The sequence below is a fragment of the Pseudomonas sp. rhizo25 genome (assembly GCF_031931935.1).
GTDB classification, from domain to species: domain Bacteria; phylum Pseudomonadota; class Gammaproteobacteria; order Pseudomonadales; family Pseudomonadaceae; genus Aquipseudomonas; species Aquipseudomonas synxantha.
This window is the reverse complement of sequence record NZ_JAUJXA010000001.1, coordinates 196,869-213,819: the sequence shown is the minus strand read 5'-3', so window position 1 is coordinate 213,819 and position 16,951 is coordinate 196,869. Positions and strand designations below refer to the sequence as shown.

The 16,951-nt window shown below is 61.6% G+C and carries 14 protein-coding genes and 1 pseudogene; 11 read left to right on the top strand and 4 right to left on the bottom strand.

Annotated elements, in window-relative coordinates:
* The first annotated feature begins 86 nt into the window (after positions 1-86).
* From QZR30_RS01035 to pcaC, 11 genes and pseudogenes are all read left to right on the top strand, one after another.
* On the top strand, positions 87-1,427 hold the full coding sequence (locus QZR30_RS01035) for an MFS transporter (protein ID WP_056847406.1): 1,341 nt from the start codon (positions 87-89) through the stop codon (positions 1,425-1,427).
* Between the two features lie 187 nt (positions 1,428-1,614).
* Complete coding sequence (locus QZR30_RS01030) at positions 1,615-2,472, top strand: CoA transferase subunit A (protein WP_046071349.1); 858 nt, start codon at positions 1,615-1,617, stop codon at positions 2,470-2,472.
* On the top strand, positions 2,472-3,251 hold the full coding sequence (locus QZR30_RS01025) for a CoA-transferase subunit beta (protein WP_034118527.1): 780 nt from the start codon (positions 2,472-2,474) through the stop codon (positions 3,249-3,251). Before QZR30_RS01030 ends, QZR30_RS01025 begins: the two co-directional genes overlap by 1 nt.
* On the top strand, positions 3,248-4,453 hold the full coding sequence (gene pcaF, locus QZR30_RS01020; RefSeq protein ID WP_311902943.1) for a 3-oxoadipyl-CoA thiolase: 1,206 nt from the start codon (positions 3,248-3,250) through the stop codon (positions 4,451-4,453). The genes QZR30_RS01025 and pcaF overlap by 4 nt, the downstream gene beginning before the upstream one ends.
* A 14-nt stretch (positions 4,454-4,467) precedes the next feature.
* Positions 4,468-5,172: a protocatechuate 3,4-dioxygenase subunit beta gene (gene pcaH / locus QZR30_RS01015; protein ID WP_046071351.1), complete on the top strand. Its 705-nt coding sequence runs from the start codon at positions 4,468-4,470 to the stop codon at positions 5,170-5,172.
* A gap of 1 nt (position 5,173) precedes the next feature.
* Positions 5,174-5,740: a protocatechuate 3,4-dioxygenase subunit alpha gene (pcaG, locus tag QZR30_RS01010; RefSeq protein WP_311902854.1), complete on the top strand. Its 567-nt coding sequence runs from the start codon at positions 5,174-5,176 to the stop codon at positions 5,738-5,740.
* Positions 5,733-5,852 (top strand): annotated as a pseudogene (locus tag QZR30_RS01005) (outer membrane lipoprotein carrier protein LolA); the annotation flags it as partial. The gene pcaG and the pseudogene QZR30_RS01005, both read left to right, overlap by 8 nt.
* Positions 5,853-5,950: 98 nt before the next feature.
* Entirely contained in the window at positions 5,951-7,246 is a 1,296-nt protein-coding gene (locus QZR30_RS01000; protein WP_046071353.1) for an MFS family transporter, read from the top strand.
* Between the two features lie 10 nt (positions 7,247-7,256).
* Positions 7,257-8,621 carry a 3-carboxy-cis,cis-muconate cycloisomerase gene (locus tag QZR30_RS00995; protein ID WP_311902853.1) on the top strand — a complete coding sequence of 455 codons (1,365 nt, stop codon included), beginning with the start codon at positions 7,257-7,259 and terminating at the stop codon, positions 8,619-8,621.
* 10 nt (positions 8,622-8,631) lie between these two features.
* On the top strand, positions 8,632-9,423 hold the full coding sequence (gene pcaD, locus QZR30_RS00990) for a 3-oxoadipate enol-lactonase (RefSeq protein ID WP_068966559.1): 792 nt from the start codon (positions 8,632-8,634) through the stop codon (positions 9,421-9,423).
* 10 nt (positions 9,424-9,433) lie between these two features.
* Positions 9,434-9,829 (top strand): 4-carboxymuconolactone decarboxylase, encoded by a 396-nt coding sequence (gene pcaC / locus QZR30_RS00985; RefSeq protein ID WP_046071356.1) that lies wholly within the window; start codon positions 9,434-9,436, stop codon positions 9,827-9,829.
* A gap of 87 nt (positions 9,830-9,916) precedes the next feature.
* Here the strand turns inward: pcaC and QZR30_RS00980 are convergent, their stop codons facing one another.
* The 4 genes from QZR30_RS00980 to QZR30_RS00965 form a co-directional block, all read right to left on the bottom strand.
* Positions 9,917-10,816 (bottom strand): polysaccharide deacetylase family protein, encoded by a 900-nt coding sequence (locus tag QZR30_RS00980; protein WP_046071357.1) that lies wholly within the window; start codon positions 10,814-10,816, stop codon positions 9,917-9,919.
* An 83-nt stretch (positions 10,817-10,899) separates the two neighbouring features.
* Complete coding sequence (locus tag QZR30_RS00975) at positions 10,900-12,150, bottom strand: OprD family porin (RefSeq protein WP_068966561.1); 1,251 nt, start codon at positions 12,148-12,150, stop codon at positions 10,900-10,902.
* 183 nt (positions 12,151-12,333) lie between these two features.
* Positions 12,334-13,791, bottom strand: a complete 1,458-nt coding sequence (gene adeC, locus QZR30_RS00970) for an AdeC/AdeK/OprM family multidrug efflux complex outer membrane factor (RefSeq protein ID WP_046071359.1) — start codon at positions 13,789-13,791, stop codon at positions 12,334-12,336.
* Positions 13,788-16,949 (bottom strand): efflux RND transporter permease subunit, encoded by a 3,162-nt coding sequence (locus QZR30_RS00965; RefSeq protein ID WP_046071360.1) that lies wholly within the window; start codon positions 16,947-16,949, stop codon positions 13,788-13,790. The genes adeC and QZR30_RS00965 overlap by 4 nt, the downstream gene beginning before the upstream one ends.
* Positions 16,950-16,951 lie beyond the last annotated feature (2 nt).

Genomic DNA, 16,951 nt, shown 5'->3' with positions numbered 1-16,951 from the left:
TTAATGTGCGGCAGCGCTCTGAGGAGCTGCCTAATAATAATGATGACCTGAGGTCGTCAGCCCGCCATCGGTGTGGAATAAAAATAATGAATCAGCCTTCTGTCGGTACCACCCTGGACGTGCAGTCCTTCATCAATACCCAGCCACTGTCACGCTATCAGTGGCGCGTGGTCATTCTATGTTTCCTGATTGTCTTTCTTGACGGCCTCGATACAGCGGCCATGGGCTTTATCGCACCGGCACTGTCCCAGGACTGGGGCATCGATCGCGCGAGCCTCGGCCCGGTGATGAGCGCCGCGTTGATCGGCATGGTGTTCGGCGCACTGGGTTCCGGCCCGCTCGCCGATCGCTTTGGCCGTAAAGTCGTGTTGGTGGGCGCGGTGGTGGTGTTTGGAGCGTTCAGCTTGGCGTCGGCCTACAGCAGTAATGTCGATCAGTTGCTGGTGCTGCGCTTTCTCACCGGGCTGGGCCTGGGCGCCGGCATGCCGAATGCCACTACCTTGCTCTCCGAATACACCCCCGAGCGCCATAAGTCGTTGCTGGTGACCAGCATGTTCTGCGGCTTCAACCTGGGCATGGCTGGCGGTGGGTTTATTTCGGCCAAGCTGATCCCCGCCTTCGGTTGGCACAGCCTGTTGCTGATTGGCGGCATCCTGCCATTGATCCTGGCGCTGGTGCTGTTGGCGTGGTTGCCGGAATCGGCGCGTTACCTGGTGGTACGCAATCGCGGCACCGACAAGGTGCGCAAAACCCTTGCCCCCATCGAGCCCGGTATCGTCGCCCAAGCCAGCGCTTTCAGCGTGCCGGAGCAAAAAACCGTCAAGGCCCGCAATGTGTTCGCGGTGATCTTCTCGGGCACCTACAGCGCCGGCACCTTGCTGTTGTGGCTCACTTACTTCATGGGCCTGGTGATTGTGTACCTGCTGACCAGTTGGCTGCCCACGTTGATGCGCGACAGCGGCGCCAGCATGGAACAGGCCGCGTTTATCGGCGCGTTGTTCCAGTTTGGCGGGGTGTTGAGTGCAGTGGGCGTGGGCTGGGCGATGGACCGGTTCAACCCGCACAAAGTGATCGGTACCTTCTATCTGTTGGCCGGAGTGTTTGCCTACGCGGTCGGGCAGAGCCTGGGCAATATCACGCTACTGGCGACCCTCGTGCTGATCGCCGGGATGTGCGTCAACGGTGCGCAATCGGCGATGCCGTCCCTGGCCGCACGGTTCTACCCAACCCAGGGGCGTGCCACCGGTGTGTCGTGGATGCTTGGCATTGGCCGCTTCGGCGCAATTCTGGGCGCATGGATGGGCGCCACCTTGCTGGGCCTGGGTTGGAATTTCGAGCAGGTGCTTACGGCACTGGTGATCCCGGCGGCGTTGGCCACGGCTGCGGTGGTGATCAAGGGCATGGTCAGCCATGCCGACGCCACCTAAGCCTGGCGGGGATCAAATGTGGGGGGCTTGCCCCTCCCACATTTGAAGGTTAGCTAGGTAACAATCTGTTCGTTTATCGAACACTGAGTCGATTATCGGATTGTTTGGCCCCTATCCCCGGCTTAACCTTCAAGCACTTCGGCGCCCCCTCAGCGCCTTTTTTGATCAACAGCGGGAGCCCAACCCCATGGCTGAAATCCTCACTCTGCGTGATGCGGTCAAGCGCTTCGTGAACGACGGCGATACCGTCGCCCTCGAAGGCTTTACCCACCTGATCCCCACGGCCGCAGGTCATGAAATCATTCGTCAAGGCAAAAAAGACCTGACACTGGTACGTATGACCCCTGACCTGATCTACGACCAGTTGATCGGTGCCGGCTGTGCGCGCAAGTTGATTTTTTCCTGGGGTGGCAACCCGGGTGTGGGCTCCCTGCATCGCCTGCGCGACGCGGTCGAGAAGCAATGGCCGCAGCCTCTGGAGATTGAAGAACACAGCCACGCCGACCTGGCCAATGCCTACGTCGCCGGGGCATCGGGCCTACCGTTCGCGGTGCTGCGTGCCTACGCCGGTTCTGACTTGCCCAAGGTCAACCCACTGATCAAGACCGTTACCTGCCCGTTTACTGGTGAAGTGCTGGCGGCGGTACCGTCGGTACGTCCTGACATCACCGTGATCCACGCACAGAAAGCCGATCGCAAGGGCAACGTGCTGCTCTGGGGCATTCTCGGCGTGCAGAAGGAAGCGGCCCTGGCGGCCAAGCGCTGCATCGTCACCGTCGAGGAAATCGTCGATGACCTGAATGCACCGATGAACAGCTGCGTGTTGCCGACCTGGGCGCTGACGGCGGTATGCCTCGTACCCGGAGGTGCACATCCCTCCTACGCCCACGGCTACAACGAGCGCGATAACCGTTTCTACCAGGCGTGGGACCCGATTGCCCGCGACCGTGAAACCTTTACTGCCTGGATCGACGAATACATCCACGGCACCGCCGATTTCAATGAATTCCGGGCCAAGCTGGCCACCGCGCAGGAGGCCAAGTAATGGCTTACTCCACTAATGAAATGATGACCGTCGCCGCTGCACGCCGCTTGCAGAACGGCTCGGTGTGCTTCGTCGGCATCGGTCTGCCGTCCAAGGCCGCCAACCTGGCGCGCCTGACTTCATCGCCCGACGTGGTGCTGATCTACGAGTCCGGCCCGATTGGGGCCAAGCCCAGCGTGCTGCCGCTGTCCATCGGCGATGGCGAGTTGGCGGAGACCGCCGACACCGTGGTGCCCACCGGTGAGATCTTTCGCTATTGGCTGCAGGGCGGGCGCATTGATGTGGGCTTTCTCGGCGCGGCCCAGGTTGATCGGTTCGGCAATATCAACACCACCGTGGTCGGTGACTATCACCAGCCCAAGGTGCGTTTGCCCGGTGCCGGTGGCGCGCCGGAGATTGCCGGTTCGGCCAAGAGCGTGCTGATCATCCTTAAGCAATCGTCCCGTTCGTTTGTCGACAAGCTGGACTTCATCACCTCTGTCGGTCACGGCGAAGGCGGCGACTCACGCAAGCGTCTTGGCCTGCCCGGCGCAGGACCCGTAGGCATCATTACCGACCTGTGCATCATGGAACCGGAGGAGGGCAGCCATGAATTCGTGGTCACCGCGCTGCATCCCGGCGTGACCCGTGAACAGGTAGTGGCCGCCACCGGTTGGGCGATTCGCTTTGCCGACCAGGTCAGCACCACGGCTGAACCCACCGAGACAGAACTGACCGCCCTGCGTGACCTCGAAGCACGCACGGCCGCGGCCCACGGCCAAGCGCCGGGAGAAGCCTGATGCGCGACGTATTCATCTGTGATGCCATTCGCACGCCTATCGGCCGTTTTGGCGGCGGCTTGTCGACTGTACGCGCCGATGACCTGGCGGCGCTGCCGATCAAGGCGCTGATCGAGCGCAACCCCTCGGTGGATTGGAATGCAGTGGACGAGGTGTTCCTCGGCTGCGCCAACCAGGCCGGCGAAGACAACCGCAACGTGGCGCGCATGGCACTGTTGCTGGCGGGGCTGCCGGAAAGCGTTCCGGGCGTGACCCTCAACCGTCTGTGCGCCTCGGGCATGGATGCCATCGGCACGGCCTTTCGCGCCATCGCCAGCGGCGAAATGGAGCTGGCGATTGCCGGTGGCGTCGAGTCGATGTCCCGTGCTCCCTTCGTGATGGGCAAGGCTGATGCGGCGTTTTCGCGCAACATGAAGCTGGAGGACACCACCATCGGCTGGCGCTTTATCAACCCGCTGATGAAGGCCCAGTACGGTGTGGATGCCATGCCGCAGACCGCCGACAATGTCGCCGACGACTATCAGGTTTCCCGCGCCGACCAGGACGCTTTCGCCCTGCGCAGCCAGCAGCGCACCGCCGCCGCACAAGCCGCCGGCTTCTTCGCCGAGGAAATCGTGCCGGTGCGGGTCGCCCATAAAAAAGGTGAAACTGTAGTGGAGCACGATGAGCACCCACGGGACACCAGCCTGGAAGCCCTGGCCAAGCTCAAGCCAGTCAACGGTCCGGACAAGACCGTCACTGCCGGCAACGCTTCGGGCGTGAACGACGGCGCTGCGGCATTGATCCTCGCGTCTGCCGAAGCGGTAAAGAAACACGGTCTCACTGCCCGCGCCCGCGTACTGGGCATGGCCAGTGCCGGTGTCGCCCCGCGTGTGATGGGTATCGGCCCGGTGCCTGCGGTGCGCAAGCTGGTGGAGCGCCTGGGGTTGGCGGTCACTGACTTTGATGTGATCGAACTCAACGAAGCCTTTGCCAGCCAAGTCCTGGCAGTGCTGCGCGAACTGGGGCTTGCCGACGATGCCCCCCAGGTCAACCCGAACGGTGGCGCCATCGCCCTCGGCCACCCCCTGGGCATGAGCGGTGCGCGGCTGGTCCTGACGGCCCTGCACCAATTGGAAAAAACCGGCGGCAGCAAAGGCCTGGCGACCATGTGCGTGGGTGTCGGCCAAGGGCTGGCCCTGGCGATTGAACGCGTCCAATAAGAGAGGATTGCTCCATGAGTGACAAGCCCGGTTACCGGCGCCCGCACGCGGGTACCCAACCTGATTACCTGCACCCGGCCTACCAGTCGACGAACCTGCGTTCGCCGTCCCAGCCATTGGTGTTCCTGCCCCATTCCTTGTCGGAAATCACCGGCCCGATCATCGGCGCCGAGCGTATCAATGAGAAGGACAACGACCTGACGGCCCAGCATGAAGGCGAGCCCCAAGGCGAGCGCATCATCATTCACGGCCGCGTACTCGATGAGAACGGCCTACCGGTGCCGGGCATCCTCGTGGAGATCTGGCAGGCCAACGCCGCTGGTCGCTACAACCACAAGCGCGACCTGCACGATGCACCGCTGGACCCGAATTTCACCGGCACCGGGCGCACCGTCACCGACGCCGATGGCTGGTACCAGTTCCAGACCATCAAGCCCGGTGCGTACCCGTGGGGCAACCACCACAATGCATGGCGCCCGGCGCATATCCACTTTTCGCTGTTCGGCCCCAGTGTGCTGACGCGGTTGGTGACGCAAATGTATTTCCCCGGTGACCCGTTGCTGGAATACGACCCAATCTACAACTGTGTACCGGATACCAGTGCCAAGGAGCGCTTGATCGCGCGATTCGACCTGGAAAAAACCGTTCCGTCCTACGCCCTCGGTTACCGCTGGGACATCGTCCTGCGCGGCCGCGACGCCACGCCGATGGAGAAATGAGATGACACTCTACGCAACCACGTCCCACACCGTCGGGCCTTATTACCACATCGGCCTGACCTGGCTGAACCGCGAAGACCTGACGGTAGCCGCGACCCTCGGCGAACGCGTGGCGATCAGCGGGCAAGTGCTGGACGGCAACGGCGATATCGTCAACGACGCCATGCTGGAAGTCTGGCAGGCCAATGCCGCCGGCAAATACGACCACCCTGAGGATGAGCAGGACAAGGCGCTTGACCCCAACTTCGAAGGCTTCGGCCGGGTGCCGGTAGATGCCGAAGGGCGCTTTCGCTTTACCACCATCAAACCAGGCAGTGTGCCGGGATTGAAAGGCACGACCCAGGCGCCGCATCTGGTGGTGCTGGTATTTGCCCGGGGGCTGGTGAAGCACTTGCTGACGCGGATTTATTTTGACGGCGAGGCGTTCAATGGCGATGACCCGCTGTTGGCATGTGTGCCAGCAGAGCGTCGCGGTACCTTGATTGCCAAGGCGGACGCGCAGGGTGTGCATCAGTGGAATGTGATTTTGCAGGGGACAGACAAGGAAACGGTGTTCTTCGATTACTGACGGTCTGCCTGTAGGAGCGAGCTTGCTCGCGAAAATCGCCAACGATAACGCGGGTAGCCTGAATGAACGCGGTGCTCTCAGGTTTTTCGCGAGCAAGCTCGCTCCTACAGTGATGAGGTCTCAGGCAGTGCCTACCCTAAAGTCTGCTTGCGGAACATGGTTGTTGCAAAGTATGTCTAGGCTATAACCGTTCCCACTGAGTGAAAAAACATGACAACAACAACCAGCCACTACACCGGAGAAGAACGCAGCAAACGGATTTTTGCGATTGTCGGTGCCTCATCCGGCAACCTTGTCGAATGGTTCGACTTCTACGTCTACGCCTTCTGCGCGATTTATTTCGCCCCGGCGTTTTTCCCCTCCGACGATCCCACGGTGCAGCTGCTCAACACCGCCGGCGTGTTCGCCGCCGGGTTCCTGATGCGGCCTATCGGCGGCTGGTTGTTTGGCCGGGTGGCCGACAAGCACGGGCGCAAGAACTCGATGATGATCTCGGTGCTGATGATGTGCGCCGGTTCCCTGGTCATCGCCTTCCTGCCCACCTATAACGACATCGGTGCCTGGGCGCCGGCGCTACTGTTGGTGGCGCGGCTGTTCCAGGGCTTGTCGGTGGGGGGCGAATACGGCACCACGGCGACCTACATGAGTGAAGTCGCGCTCAAGGGCCAGCGCGGTTTCTTCGCCTCGTTCCAGTACGTGACCCTGATCGGCGGCCAGTTGCTGGCGGTGTTGGTGGTGGTGATCCTGCAGCAGATCCTCACCGAAGAAGAATTGCGTGCCTGGGGCTGGCGCATTCCTTTTGTGATCGGCGCGATTGCTGCGGTGATCTCCCTGCTGCTGCGCCGCACCCTGAAAGAAACCACCAGCAAGGAAATGCGCGAAGACAAGGACGCCGGCAGTATCGTCGCGCTGTTTCGCGACCACGGCAAAGCCTTCATCACCGTGCTTGGCTACACCGCCGGTGGCTCGCTGATTTTCTATACCTTCACCACCTACATGCAGAAGTACCTGGTGAACACCGTGGGTATGCACGCCAAGACGTCCAGCTACATCATGACCGGGGCGCTGTTTCTGTACATGTGCATGCAGCCGCTGTTCGGCATGCTGGCCGACAAGATCGGCCGGCGTAATTCCATGCTCTGGTTCGCCGGCCTTGGCACCCTGTTCACCGTGCCGATCCTGTTGACCCTGAAAACCGTGACCAGCCCGTTCCTGGCCTTTGTGCTGATTACCCTGGCCCTGGCGATTGTCAGCTTCTACACCTCGATCAGCGGCCTGGTCAAAGCCGAGATGTTCCCGCCCCAGGTACGTGCCTTGGGCGTGGGCCTGGCCTATGCCGTGGCGAACGCAGTGTTTGGTGGTTCCGCGGAAGTGGTCGCGCTGAGCTTGAAATCCATCGGCATGGAAAACACCTTTTATTGGTACGTCACTGCGATGATGGCGGTGGCCTTCCTGTTCAGCTTGCGCCTGCCGAAACAGGCGGCTTACCTGCACCACGATCTATAAGGGACGAGTTATGACGCTGCGCACGAGCAATCAACTGTTCGACGCTTACTTCACCGCCGGCAGCATGGCGGAAGTGTTCTGCGACCAGGGACGCCTGCAGGGCATGCTGGATTTCGAGGCCGCGCTGGCCCGGGCTGAGGCCCAGGTCGGGTTGATTCCGCAGGCCGCCGTGGCGCCGATTGCCCAGGCTTGCCTGGCTTCGCTCTACGACGTGGACGCCCTCGGCGTGGCGATTGCCACGGCAGGCAACTCGGCGATTCCGTTGGTCAAGGCACTGGGCAAGCTGATTGCCAGTGAAGATCCCGGCGCCGAGCGCTATGTGCATCTGGGCGCGACCAGCCAGGACGTGATGGACACTGGCCTGGTGCTGCAGTTGCGCCAGGCACTGGGGTTGATCGAAGCGGACCTGGCGCGCCTGGGCGATGTGCTGGCTGCCCAGGCCCAGCGTTACGCCGCCGTGCCATTGGCCGGGCGTACTTGGTTGCAACACGCGACACCGGTCACCCTGGGCATGAAAATCGCTGGTTGGTTGGGCGCCGTGACGCGCAGTCGCCAGCGCCTTGCCGAGTTGAAGCCGCGCCTGCTGGTGCTGCAGTTCGGCGGCGCGTCCGGCACTTTGGCAGCGCTCGGCGAACACGCCATGCCCGTCGCCGAAGCCTTGGCCGCTGAATTGCAGTTGGGCTTGCCCGAACAACCCTGGCATACCCAGCGTGATCGCCTGGTGGAATTTGCCAGCGTGCTCGGCCTGATCGCCGGCAGCCTCGGCAAGCTGGGTCGCGATATCAGCCTGTTGATGCAAACAGAAGCGGCGGAGGTATTTGAACCTGCGGCGCCGGGCAAGGGTGGTTCTTCGACCATGCCCCACAAGCGCAACCCTGTGGGCGCCGCGGTACTGATCAGCGCCGCCACCCGCGTGCCGGGCCTGGTGGCGACGATGTTCAGTGCCATGCCCCAGGAGCATGAACGCAGCCTGGGCTTGTGGCACGCCGAATGGGAGACCCTGCCGGAGATTTGTCGGTTGGTGTCCGGCGCCTTGCAACAGGCGGTGTTGGTCAGTGAAGAGCTGGAGGTCGACCCCGAGCGCATGGCGCAGAACCTCGACCTGACCCAGGGCCTGCTGCTAGCCGAAGCTGTCAGCATCGTGCTTGCCCAGCGCCTGGGCCGCGACACCGCCCACCATCTGCTGGAGCAGTGCTGCAAACGCGCCGTGACCGAGCGGCGCCACTTGCGTGAAGTATTGGCGGATGAACCGCAAGTGACCGCCGAGCTGTCTGCGGCTGAACTGGATCGCCTGCTCGACCCGGCCCATTACCTGGGCCAGGCGCACACCTGGGTCACCCGTGCAGTGACCGAACACTTTGCCTTGACTGCCTGAGGAGACTGCTGTGGCTTTTGTACAACTCGCCGAGGGCGAACTGCATTACCAATTGGAGGGGCCCGAGGGCGCACCGGTGCTGGTGCTGTCCAACTCCCTGGGCACCGACTTGCATATGTGGGACATCCAGATCCCGGCGTTCACCGAGCATTTTCGCGTGTTGCGCTACGACACCCGTGGCCATGGCAAATCCCTGGTGACCGAAGGGCCGTACAGCATCGAGCAACTGGGCCGAGACGTGATTGCCCTGCTGGATGCGCTGGGTATCCAGCGTGCGCATTTTTGCGGACTGTCCATGGGCGGGTTGATCGGCCAATGGCTGGGCATTCACGCCGGCGAACGCCTGCAACGCCTGGTGGTATGTAATACCGCCGCCAAGATCGGCACGCCGGACACCTGGAACCCACGCATCGAAATGGTCCTGCGCGATGGCGCAGCCGCGATGGTCGCCCTGCGTGATGCCTCGATTGCGCGCTGGTTCACAGCGGATTTTGCTGCCGCCAATCCGCACCAGGCCAAGCAGATCACCGACATGCTCGCGGCTACTTCGCCCAAGGGGTATGCCGCTAACTGCGGTGCGGTGCGCGATGCAGATTTTCGTGAGCAATTGTCGTTGATCAAGGTGCCGACCCTGGTCATTGCCGGCACTGAAGACGCCGTGACGCCGCCCGCCGGAAGCCACTTTATCCAGAGCCATGTGCGCGGCGCCGAATACGCCGAGTTCTATGCGGCGCACCTGTCCAATGTGCAAGCCGGCGCTGCATTCAGCGACCGGGTGATTAAATTCCTGCTGGCCCGCTGAGGAGCTTTTTGTGGACGAGAAACAACGTTACGCCGACGGCCTGCAAGTGCGCCGCGAAGTACTGGGCGATACCCATGTCGATCGCAGCCTCAATGCCCTGACCGAGTTCAACAGCGAGTTCCAGGAAATGATCACCCGCCACGCCTGGGGTGATATCTGGACGCGCCCCGGACTGCCTCGGCATACCCGCAGCCTGATCACTATTGCGATGCTGATCGGCATGAACCGCAGTGAAGAACTGAAATTGCACCTGCGCGCCGCTGCCAGCAATGGGGTGACCCGCGCCGAGATCAAGGAAGTGTTGATGCAGAGTGCGATTTACTGCGGGATTCCGGCGGCAAATGCAACCTTTCACCTGGCTGAGTCGGTGTGGGATGAATTGGGCGTTGAGTCCCGAGAAACCTGAGTTGAAATACGGTCAACCTGTGGGAGGGGGCAAGTCGAATCGTCGCACCGCGCCTCCCACATTTCTGATCTCTACAACCTGCAGAGATCAGCGTGAATCGGCATCCCATACCCAATTCCATACGCCTGGCAGGTGCACGGGCTCGCTTACGACCTTCACCGTACGTGCCAGCGCCGCCTGTTGAAGCTGGGTGGTGTCGGTGTAGAAAGGCTCGACAGCGGTGTTCAAACCATTGATTTGCGCGCTGTCCATCAGGATCTGCAAGTACTCCTGCATATGTCGCGCGGTGTAGCGGTTGATATCGTGGAAAGTCACCACCACGGGGATAACGCCGTCCACCGTCGGTAATTCGCCCAGGGCAATGCGTTCACGTACCAGTGACAACTGCCGGTACAAATTGGCCCGTCGGCGCGGGCTGCCATTGAAACCCCAGATCTTGCCGTCGTTGGCGCTCAGGTCCGTCAGCAACACCTGCAGGCCATGCCGCTGGTAGGCGGCGAAGGTGCGCTTGTCGTAGTTCCAGAAGGGCGGGCGTACCAGCACCGGAGGCGTGCCGGTGATGCTGGCAATATCGGCGGCACCTTCGGTCAGGGTGCGTTCCAGTTCGGTATCATTGAGCCAGCGATGGTTAGTATGAAGCGCCGTTGCCGTATGGAATGCCAGGATGTGGCCGGCGGCATGTTCGCGCTCCATGGTCTTGCGCCCCCGGGAGCTGCCGCCGGAGCGGGCCGCCTCGGTCTGCAGGAAGAACACCGCCTTGATACCCGGCAGTACCGGGTTGTGCGCCAGGTCGGCTATCACTGAGCGGCTCGGATTGTTGTAGCCCGAGGCGCTGGGACCGTCATCGAAGGTCAGCAGGAAGCGGATCGGTGCCTGGGTTTGCAAGCGTTGCTGGGTGGCCGGCGTCAGGGCAACAGGTGCGCCGATGCAGCCGCTCAGGCACAGGGCCAGGGCCAACAATGCGCTTGCTATGGCAAGGGATCTCATGAGGGGCGCAGGCTCGATAGGGGCCGCTGTCAAAGGGGATCAGCAGCGGCAGGCGCGCACCATACCTTAAGTCTGGCGCCGGTTTACAGCAGACTTATCGGATAGCTGACGATCAACCGGTTTTCATCAAACTCATTGTTGCTGTAGTCCCGGCGCATGCTCGAATTGCGCCAACGTACATTGAAATTCTTCAGTGCGCCGCTCTGCACCGTATAGCCGACTTCACTCTCGCGGCCCCATTCCTTGCCGTCGCTGATGGTGCCGGTGTGCACGTTGCTGCCGCTGATATAACGGTTCATCAGCGTCAGGCCGGGTATGCCGAGAGCGGCGAAGTTGTAGTCGTGGCGCACTTGCCAGGATTTTTCCTCGGCGTTGTCGTAACTCGAGTTATAACTGTCATTGGCGAGGGTGCCGCCACTGGTGCCATTGACGCGCATCCAGGCGCTGTTGCCGGTGAGTGTTTGCAGGCCGACGTAGAAGGTGTTGCCGCCGTACCTGGCGGAGAACAGGCCGGACCAGGTTTTGTTGTCCAGGCTGCCTGCGCGGGCGCTGCCGTCGTCCTTGCCGTAGAAGAACCCGAGGTTGGCGCCGAGGGTCCAGTTGCCGACGGGCTGGCTGTGGATCAGGTTGATGAATTGCTGACTGTAGATGTCCTTGAGCTGGGCGTTCCATACGCCGACCTGGGTGCGCTTGTCGTTGAACGCATATTCGGCACCCTGGAAGTTGAAACGGTCGGAAGTAAATGCAGCTTTACCGAGCATCGACATGTCGCTCATGCTGCCGTCATCACGCGGGCTGTTGGCGCGGAACTGGCCGCCATACAGGGTCAGGCCGTCGATTTCCTTCGAGGTGATCTGCCCGCCGCGCAGGGTCTGCGGCAGGGAGCGGCCGTCGTCCGAACGCAGGATCGGCAGCACCGGCATCCATTCGCCTACCTTCAGCTCCGTCTTGGAAAACCGCGCCTTGAAGGCCGCGCCCAGGCGTCCGAATTCGTCCGCCGGCCGGCCATCATGGTCCAGCGGCAGCAACTGGGTGCCGCCCGTGCCACGTCCGCCATCGAGCTTGAGCGAGTACAAGCCGAGCAAATCCACACCAAAACCTACGGTGCCTTGGGTAAAGCCGGACTTGGCGTCGAGGATGAAACTCTGCGTCCACTCCTGCGCACCGCCCTGGGCCTTGGTCGGGTTGGTGTAATTGCGGTTGAAGAAGAAATTACGCAGGTTGAGATTGGCGCTGGCGTCTTCGAGAAAGCCGTGTTCTTCGGCGATAGCGGGAAGGGCAAGGCTGGCGACAGCGGTCGCCAGCAACAGCTGGCGCGGTTGGAAAGTGCTCATGGCGTTGGACCTGTTGTTATTGGGGTTATGCAGGTGGCGGCCATGGTGCGCGGCGGTGTGGGGGCGATTCAACCGGGGCAGGGTGGGTTGTGGGCGATGATCGAACGCAAGTTGGCGGGGTAATAATCCAGGCATAAAAAAACCGCTTCCGGTGAGGGAAGCGGTTTTTTTACACCTGCACTATCAGAACAGCTTCAAGGGCGGTGCTTCTTCTTTCAATGGCTCGTTCTGCGCGGTCTGTTCGTTCCAGCCACCGCCGAGGGCCTTGTACAGGTTCACCTCGCTGGTCAGCTGCGCAAGGCGGTCGGTGATCAGCGATTGCTGGGCACTGAACAGTTGGCGCTGGGCGTCGAGGAAGGTCAGGTTGCTGTCGACACCAATGCGGTAGCGACGCTCGGCCAGGCGGTAGTAGTCCTGGTTAGCCTCGACGAAGCCACGTTGGGCGTCCAGTTGCTGCTTGTAGGTCGCCCGTGCGGCAAGGCCGTCGGAGACTTCCTGGAAGCCGGTCTGGATCGCTTTCTCGTAGTTGGCCACGTTGATCTCTTTCTGGATCTTCGAGTAGTCCAGGCTTGCGCGCAGGCTACCGGCATTGAAGATCGGGATGTTGATCTGCGGGGCGAACGCCCAGGTGCCCGAGCCGCCTTTGAACAGGCCGCCCAGGGTAGGGCTGGCGGTGCCGGCGCTGGCGGTCAGGCTGATGCTCGGGAAAAACGCAGCACGGGCCGCGCCGATATTGGCGTTGGCCGCCTTGAGGTTGTACTCGGCCTGCACAATGTCGGGACGACGTTGCAGCAGGTCCGATGGCAACCCGGCAGGGACTTCGCTGAGCAGGTTATCCGACAGCGGCTTGCTGGCGATATTCGCCGGCAGGCCGGTGCCCAGCAACAGGGTCAGGTTGTTTTCGTCCTGGGCCACCTGGCGGGTATACCGGGCCAGTTGGACCCGAGCGTTTTCCACCGAGGTGCGTGCCTGGCTGAGGTCCAGCGCCGAGGCCACGCCGACTTCGTTGCTGCGCGAGGTGAGCTTGAAGCTCTGCTCGAAAGCACCGAGGGTGTCCTGGGTCAGCTTGAGCAGTTCCTTGTCGGCCTGCCAGGTCAGGTAGGCATTCGCCACGCTGGCCACCAGGCTGATCTGGGTGCTGCGCCGCGCCTCTTCAGTGGCGAAGTACTTTTGCAGCGCTTCTTCACTCAGGCTGCGTACGCGACCGAACAGGTCCAGCTCGTAAGAGCTGATCCCGAGGCCGGCAGAGTATTGGCTGGTGATGCCTGCTTCGCCGGTCTGCGACAGCTTGGCCGGGGTGCGCTGGCGGCTGCCGCTGCCGGTGGCCGACACGGCCGGGAACAGGTCGGCACGCTGGATCTGGTACTGCGCCGCATAGGCGTCGATGTTCAAGGCCGCGACACGCAGGTCACGGTTGTTCACCAACGCGGTCTGGATCAGCTGCTGCAGGGCAGGGTCATGGAAAAACTGCTTCCAGCCTTGCTCGGCAGCGGCCTGGCCCGGCGCCTGGGCCGACGAATACGCCGGCCCCTGCGGGAACTGCGCGGCCACCGGCGCATCGGGACGCTGATAGTCAGGTATCAGCGAGCAGCCACTGAGCACGAATGCCGTGACGGCTAGGGAAAGTAGCGACTTGCTCATTGGCCAGCCTCTTTAGGAGTTTCAGTAGTGTCTTTCTTTTTGCGTTCGCCAGCCGAGGACACGGTTGCATAGAACAGTGGCACCCAGAAGATCGCCAGCACGGTGGCGGTGATCATACCGCCGATTACGCCGGTACCGATTGCGTGTTGGCTACCTGAGCCTGCGCCACTGGAAATTGCCAGCGGCAGTACGCCGAGCACGAACGCCATGGACGTCATGATGATCGGGCGCAGACGCATCCGCGAAGCTTCGATCGCCGCCTCGACGATGCCTTTGCCTTGCTCATGCAGCTCCTTGGCGAATTCCACGATCAGGATGGCGTTTTTCGCCGCCAGGCCCACCGTCACCAACAAGCCCACTTGGAAGAACACGTCGTTAGACAAGCCACGCATGCTGGTAGCGATCAGCGCACCGATCACACCCAGTGGCACCACCAGAATCACCGCAATCGGGATCGACCAGCTTTCGTACAGTGCCGCCAGGCACAGGAATACAACCAGCAGCGACAGTGCGTACAGCGCAGGTGCCTGGGAGCCGGACAGGCGTTCTTCATACGACAGGCCTGTCCAGGAGTAGCCGATGCCGGCCGGCAGTTCCTTGGCAATGCGTTCGACTTCCGCCATCGCGTCACCGGTACTGTAGCCCGGCGCCGGGGTACCGAGGATTTCCATCGCCGCTACACCGTTGTATCGCGAGAGCTTCGGCGAACCGAAGATCCACTTGCCCGACGAAATGGCCGACAACGGCACCATCTTCCCGGAGTCGCTGCGCACGTACCATTTGTCCAGGTCTTCCGGCGCCATACGGCTGGCAGCGTCACCTTGCACATACACCTTCTTCACACGACCACGGTCGATGAAGTCGTTGATGTAGCTGCCACCCAGGGCAATGGCCAGGGTCTGCTGGATATCGGCGAGGCTGATGCCCTGGGCGCTGGCTTTCTCGTCGTCGACGGTCAGCTCGTACTGTGGTTCATCGTTCACGCCGTTTGGACGTACGCCTGCCAGTACCTTGCTTTGCGCCGCCGCACCGAGGAACTGGTTACGTGCAGCCATCAGCTTGTCGTGGCCGACGCCACCCTGGTCTTGCAGGAACACGTCGAAACCGGTGGCGTTACCCAATTCAAGAACCGAAGGTGGCACGATGGCGAATACCATTGCGTCCTTGAAGGCTCCGAAGAAGTAACCCTGGGCCCGCTTGGCGACTTCGAATACCGATTGGGTCGAGTCACGCTCATCCCATGGCTTGAGCATCACAAACGCGAGGCCCGAGCTCTGGCCACGGCCGGCGAAGTTGAAGCCGTTTACGGTAAACACCGAGTTCACTGACTTGCCTTCGCCTGGCTCGCCTTCCTTGTCATGCAGCAGGAAGGCGCGCATGTCATCGATGACTTTTTGCGTACGTTCAGCCGAAGAGCCGACCGGTGTCTGCACCTGGGCAAAGATCACGCCCTGGTCTTCCTCAGGCAGGAACGCGCTCGGGATACGGGTGAACATCCAGATCATGCCGGCCAGGATCAGCACATACACCAGGAATGCCGGGATCTTGTGCTTGATCATGCCGCCCACGCCGCGCTCGTACTTGAGTACGCCGCTGTCGAAGGTGCGGTTGAACCAGCCGAAGAAGCCGCGCTTGGGTTGGCCGTGCTTTTCCGGATCGATCGGCTTGAGCATGGTGGCGCACAAGGCTGGGGTGAAGATCAGGGCAACCATGACCGACAACGCCATCGCCGAAACAATGGTGATGGAGAACTGGCGGTAGATCACCCCGGTGGAACCACCGAAGAACGCCATCGGCAGCAGTACCGCCGACAGTACCAAAGCAATACCCACCAGGGCGCCCTGGATCTGGCCCATGGACTTGATCGTCGCTTCTTTGGGCGACAGATGTTCCTCGGCCATTACCCGTTCGACGTTTTCCACCACCACGATGGCATCGTCCACCAGCAAGCCGATGGCCAGGATCATGCCGAACATGGTCAGGGTGTTGATGGTAAAGCCGCATGCGGCCAGGATCCCGAAGGTACCCAGCAATACCACTGGTACGGTCATGGTGGTAATGATGGTGGCGCGGAAGTTCTGCAGGAACAGGAACATCACCAGGAACACCAGCACGATCGCTTCGACCAGGGTGTGAACCACACCGGAGATCGATTCGGTCACTACCGGGGTGGTGTCATACGGCACCACCGCCTTCATGCCCGGCGGGAAGAACGGCTCCAGGGACTTCACTGTTTCGCGGATGGCCTTGCCGGTGTCCAATGCGTTGGCACCTGCCGCCAGCTTGATGGCCATACCCGAGGCCGGCTTGCCGTTGAACTGCGCACTGATGCTGTAGTTCTGGCCGCCCAGCTCGATACGCGCGACGTCACCCAGGCGAACCTGGGAGCCGTCGGTGTTGACCTTCATCAGGATCTTGGCGAATTCTTCAGCGCTTTGCAGGCGCGTCTTGCCGATGATGGTGGCGTTCAGCTGGGTACCGGGCAGGGCAGGCAGGCCGCCCAATTGGCCGGTGGCCACCTGCACGTTCTGCGCCTTGATGGCGTTGCTGACATCCACCGGGGTGAGCTGGTAGTTGTTCAGCTTGGCCGGGTCGAGCCAGATACGCATGGCGTACTGCGAACCGAAGACCTGGAAGTCACCTACACCCGAGGTACGGGAAATCGGGTCCTGGATGTTGGACACGATGTAGTTGGACAAGTCGTCTTTGGTCATGCTGCCGTCTTCCGACACCAGACCGATTACCATCAGGAAGTTCTTCACCGACTTGGTCACGCGGATACCCTGTTGCTGCACTTCTTGCGGCAGCAGCGGGGTGGCCAGGTTCAGCTTGTTCTGCACCTGGACCTGGGCGATATCCGGGTTGGTACCCTGGTTGAACGTCGCGGTGATGGTCATGCTGCCGTCGGAGTTACTGTCCGAGGCGACATAACGCAGGTTGTCGATACCGTTGAGCTGTTGCTCGATGACCTGAACCACGGTGTCTTGCACGGTTTGTGCGGACGCGCCTGGGTAGGTCACCTGGATATCAATGGCCGTTGGCGCAATGGCCGGGTATTGGTTGATGGGCAACTTCAGGATCGACAGTGCCCCGACCAGCATGATCACCAGGGCTATTACCCAGGCAAAAATGGGACGGTCGATAAAAAATTTCGACATGG

Excerpts from the sequence above, each read along its gene's own strand:
- QZR30_RS00995 (WP_311902853.1), top strand. The coding sequence starts at position 7,257 with ATGACGCTGCGCACGAGCAATCAACTGTTCGACGCTTACTTCACCGCC.
- pcaG (WP_311902854.1), top strand. The coding sequence starts at position 5,174 with ATGACACTCTACGCAACCACGTCCCACACCGTCGGGCCTTATTACCAC.
- QZR30_RS00980 (WP_046071357.1), bottom strand. The coding sequence starts at position 10,816 with ATGAGATCCCTTGCCATAGCAAGCGCATTGTTGGCCCTGGCCCTGTGC.
- adeC (WP_046071359.1), bottom strand. The coding sequence starts at position 13,791 with ATGAGCAAGTCGCTACTTTCCCTAGCCGTCACGGCATTCGTGCTCAGT.
- QZR30_RS00965 (WP_046071360.1), bottom strand. The coding sequence starts at position 16,949 with ATGTCGAAATTTTTTATCGACCGTCCCATTTTTGCCTGGGTAATAGCC.
- pcaH (WP_046071351.1), top strand. The coding sequence starts at position 4,468 with ATGAGTGACAAGCCCGGTTACCGGCGCCCGCACGCGGGTACCCAACCT.
- QZR30_RS01000 (WP_046071353.1), top strand. The coding sequence starts at position 5,951 with ATGACAACAACAACCAGCCACTACACCGGAGAAGAACGCAGCAAACGG.
- QZR30_RS01035 (WP_056847406.1), top strand. The coding sequence starts at position 87 with ATGAATCAGCCTTCTGTCGGTACCACCCTGGACGTGCAGTCCTTCATC.
- QZR30_RS00975 (WP_068966561.1), bottom strand. The coding sequence starts at position 12,150 with ATGAGCACTTTCCAACCGCGCCAGCTGTTGCTGGCGACCGCTGTCGCC.
- QZR30_RS01025 (WP_034118527.1), top strand. The coding sequence starts at position 2,472 with ATGGCTTACTCCACTAATGAAATGATGACCGTCGCCGCTGCACGCCGC.
- QZR30_RS01030 (WP_046071349.1), top strand. The coding sequence starts at position 1,615 with ATGGCTGAAATCCTCACTCTGCGTGATGCGGTCAAGCGCTTCGTGAAC.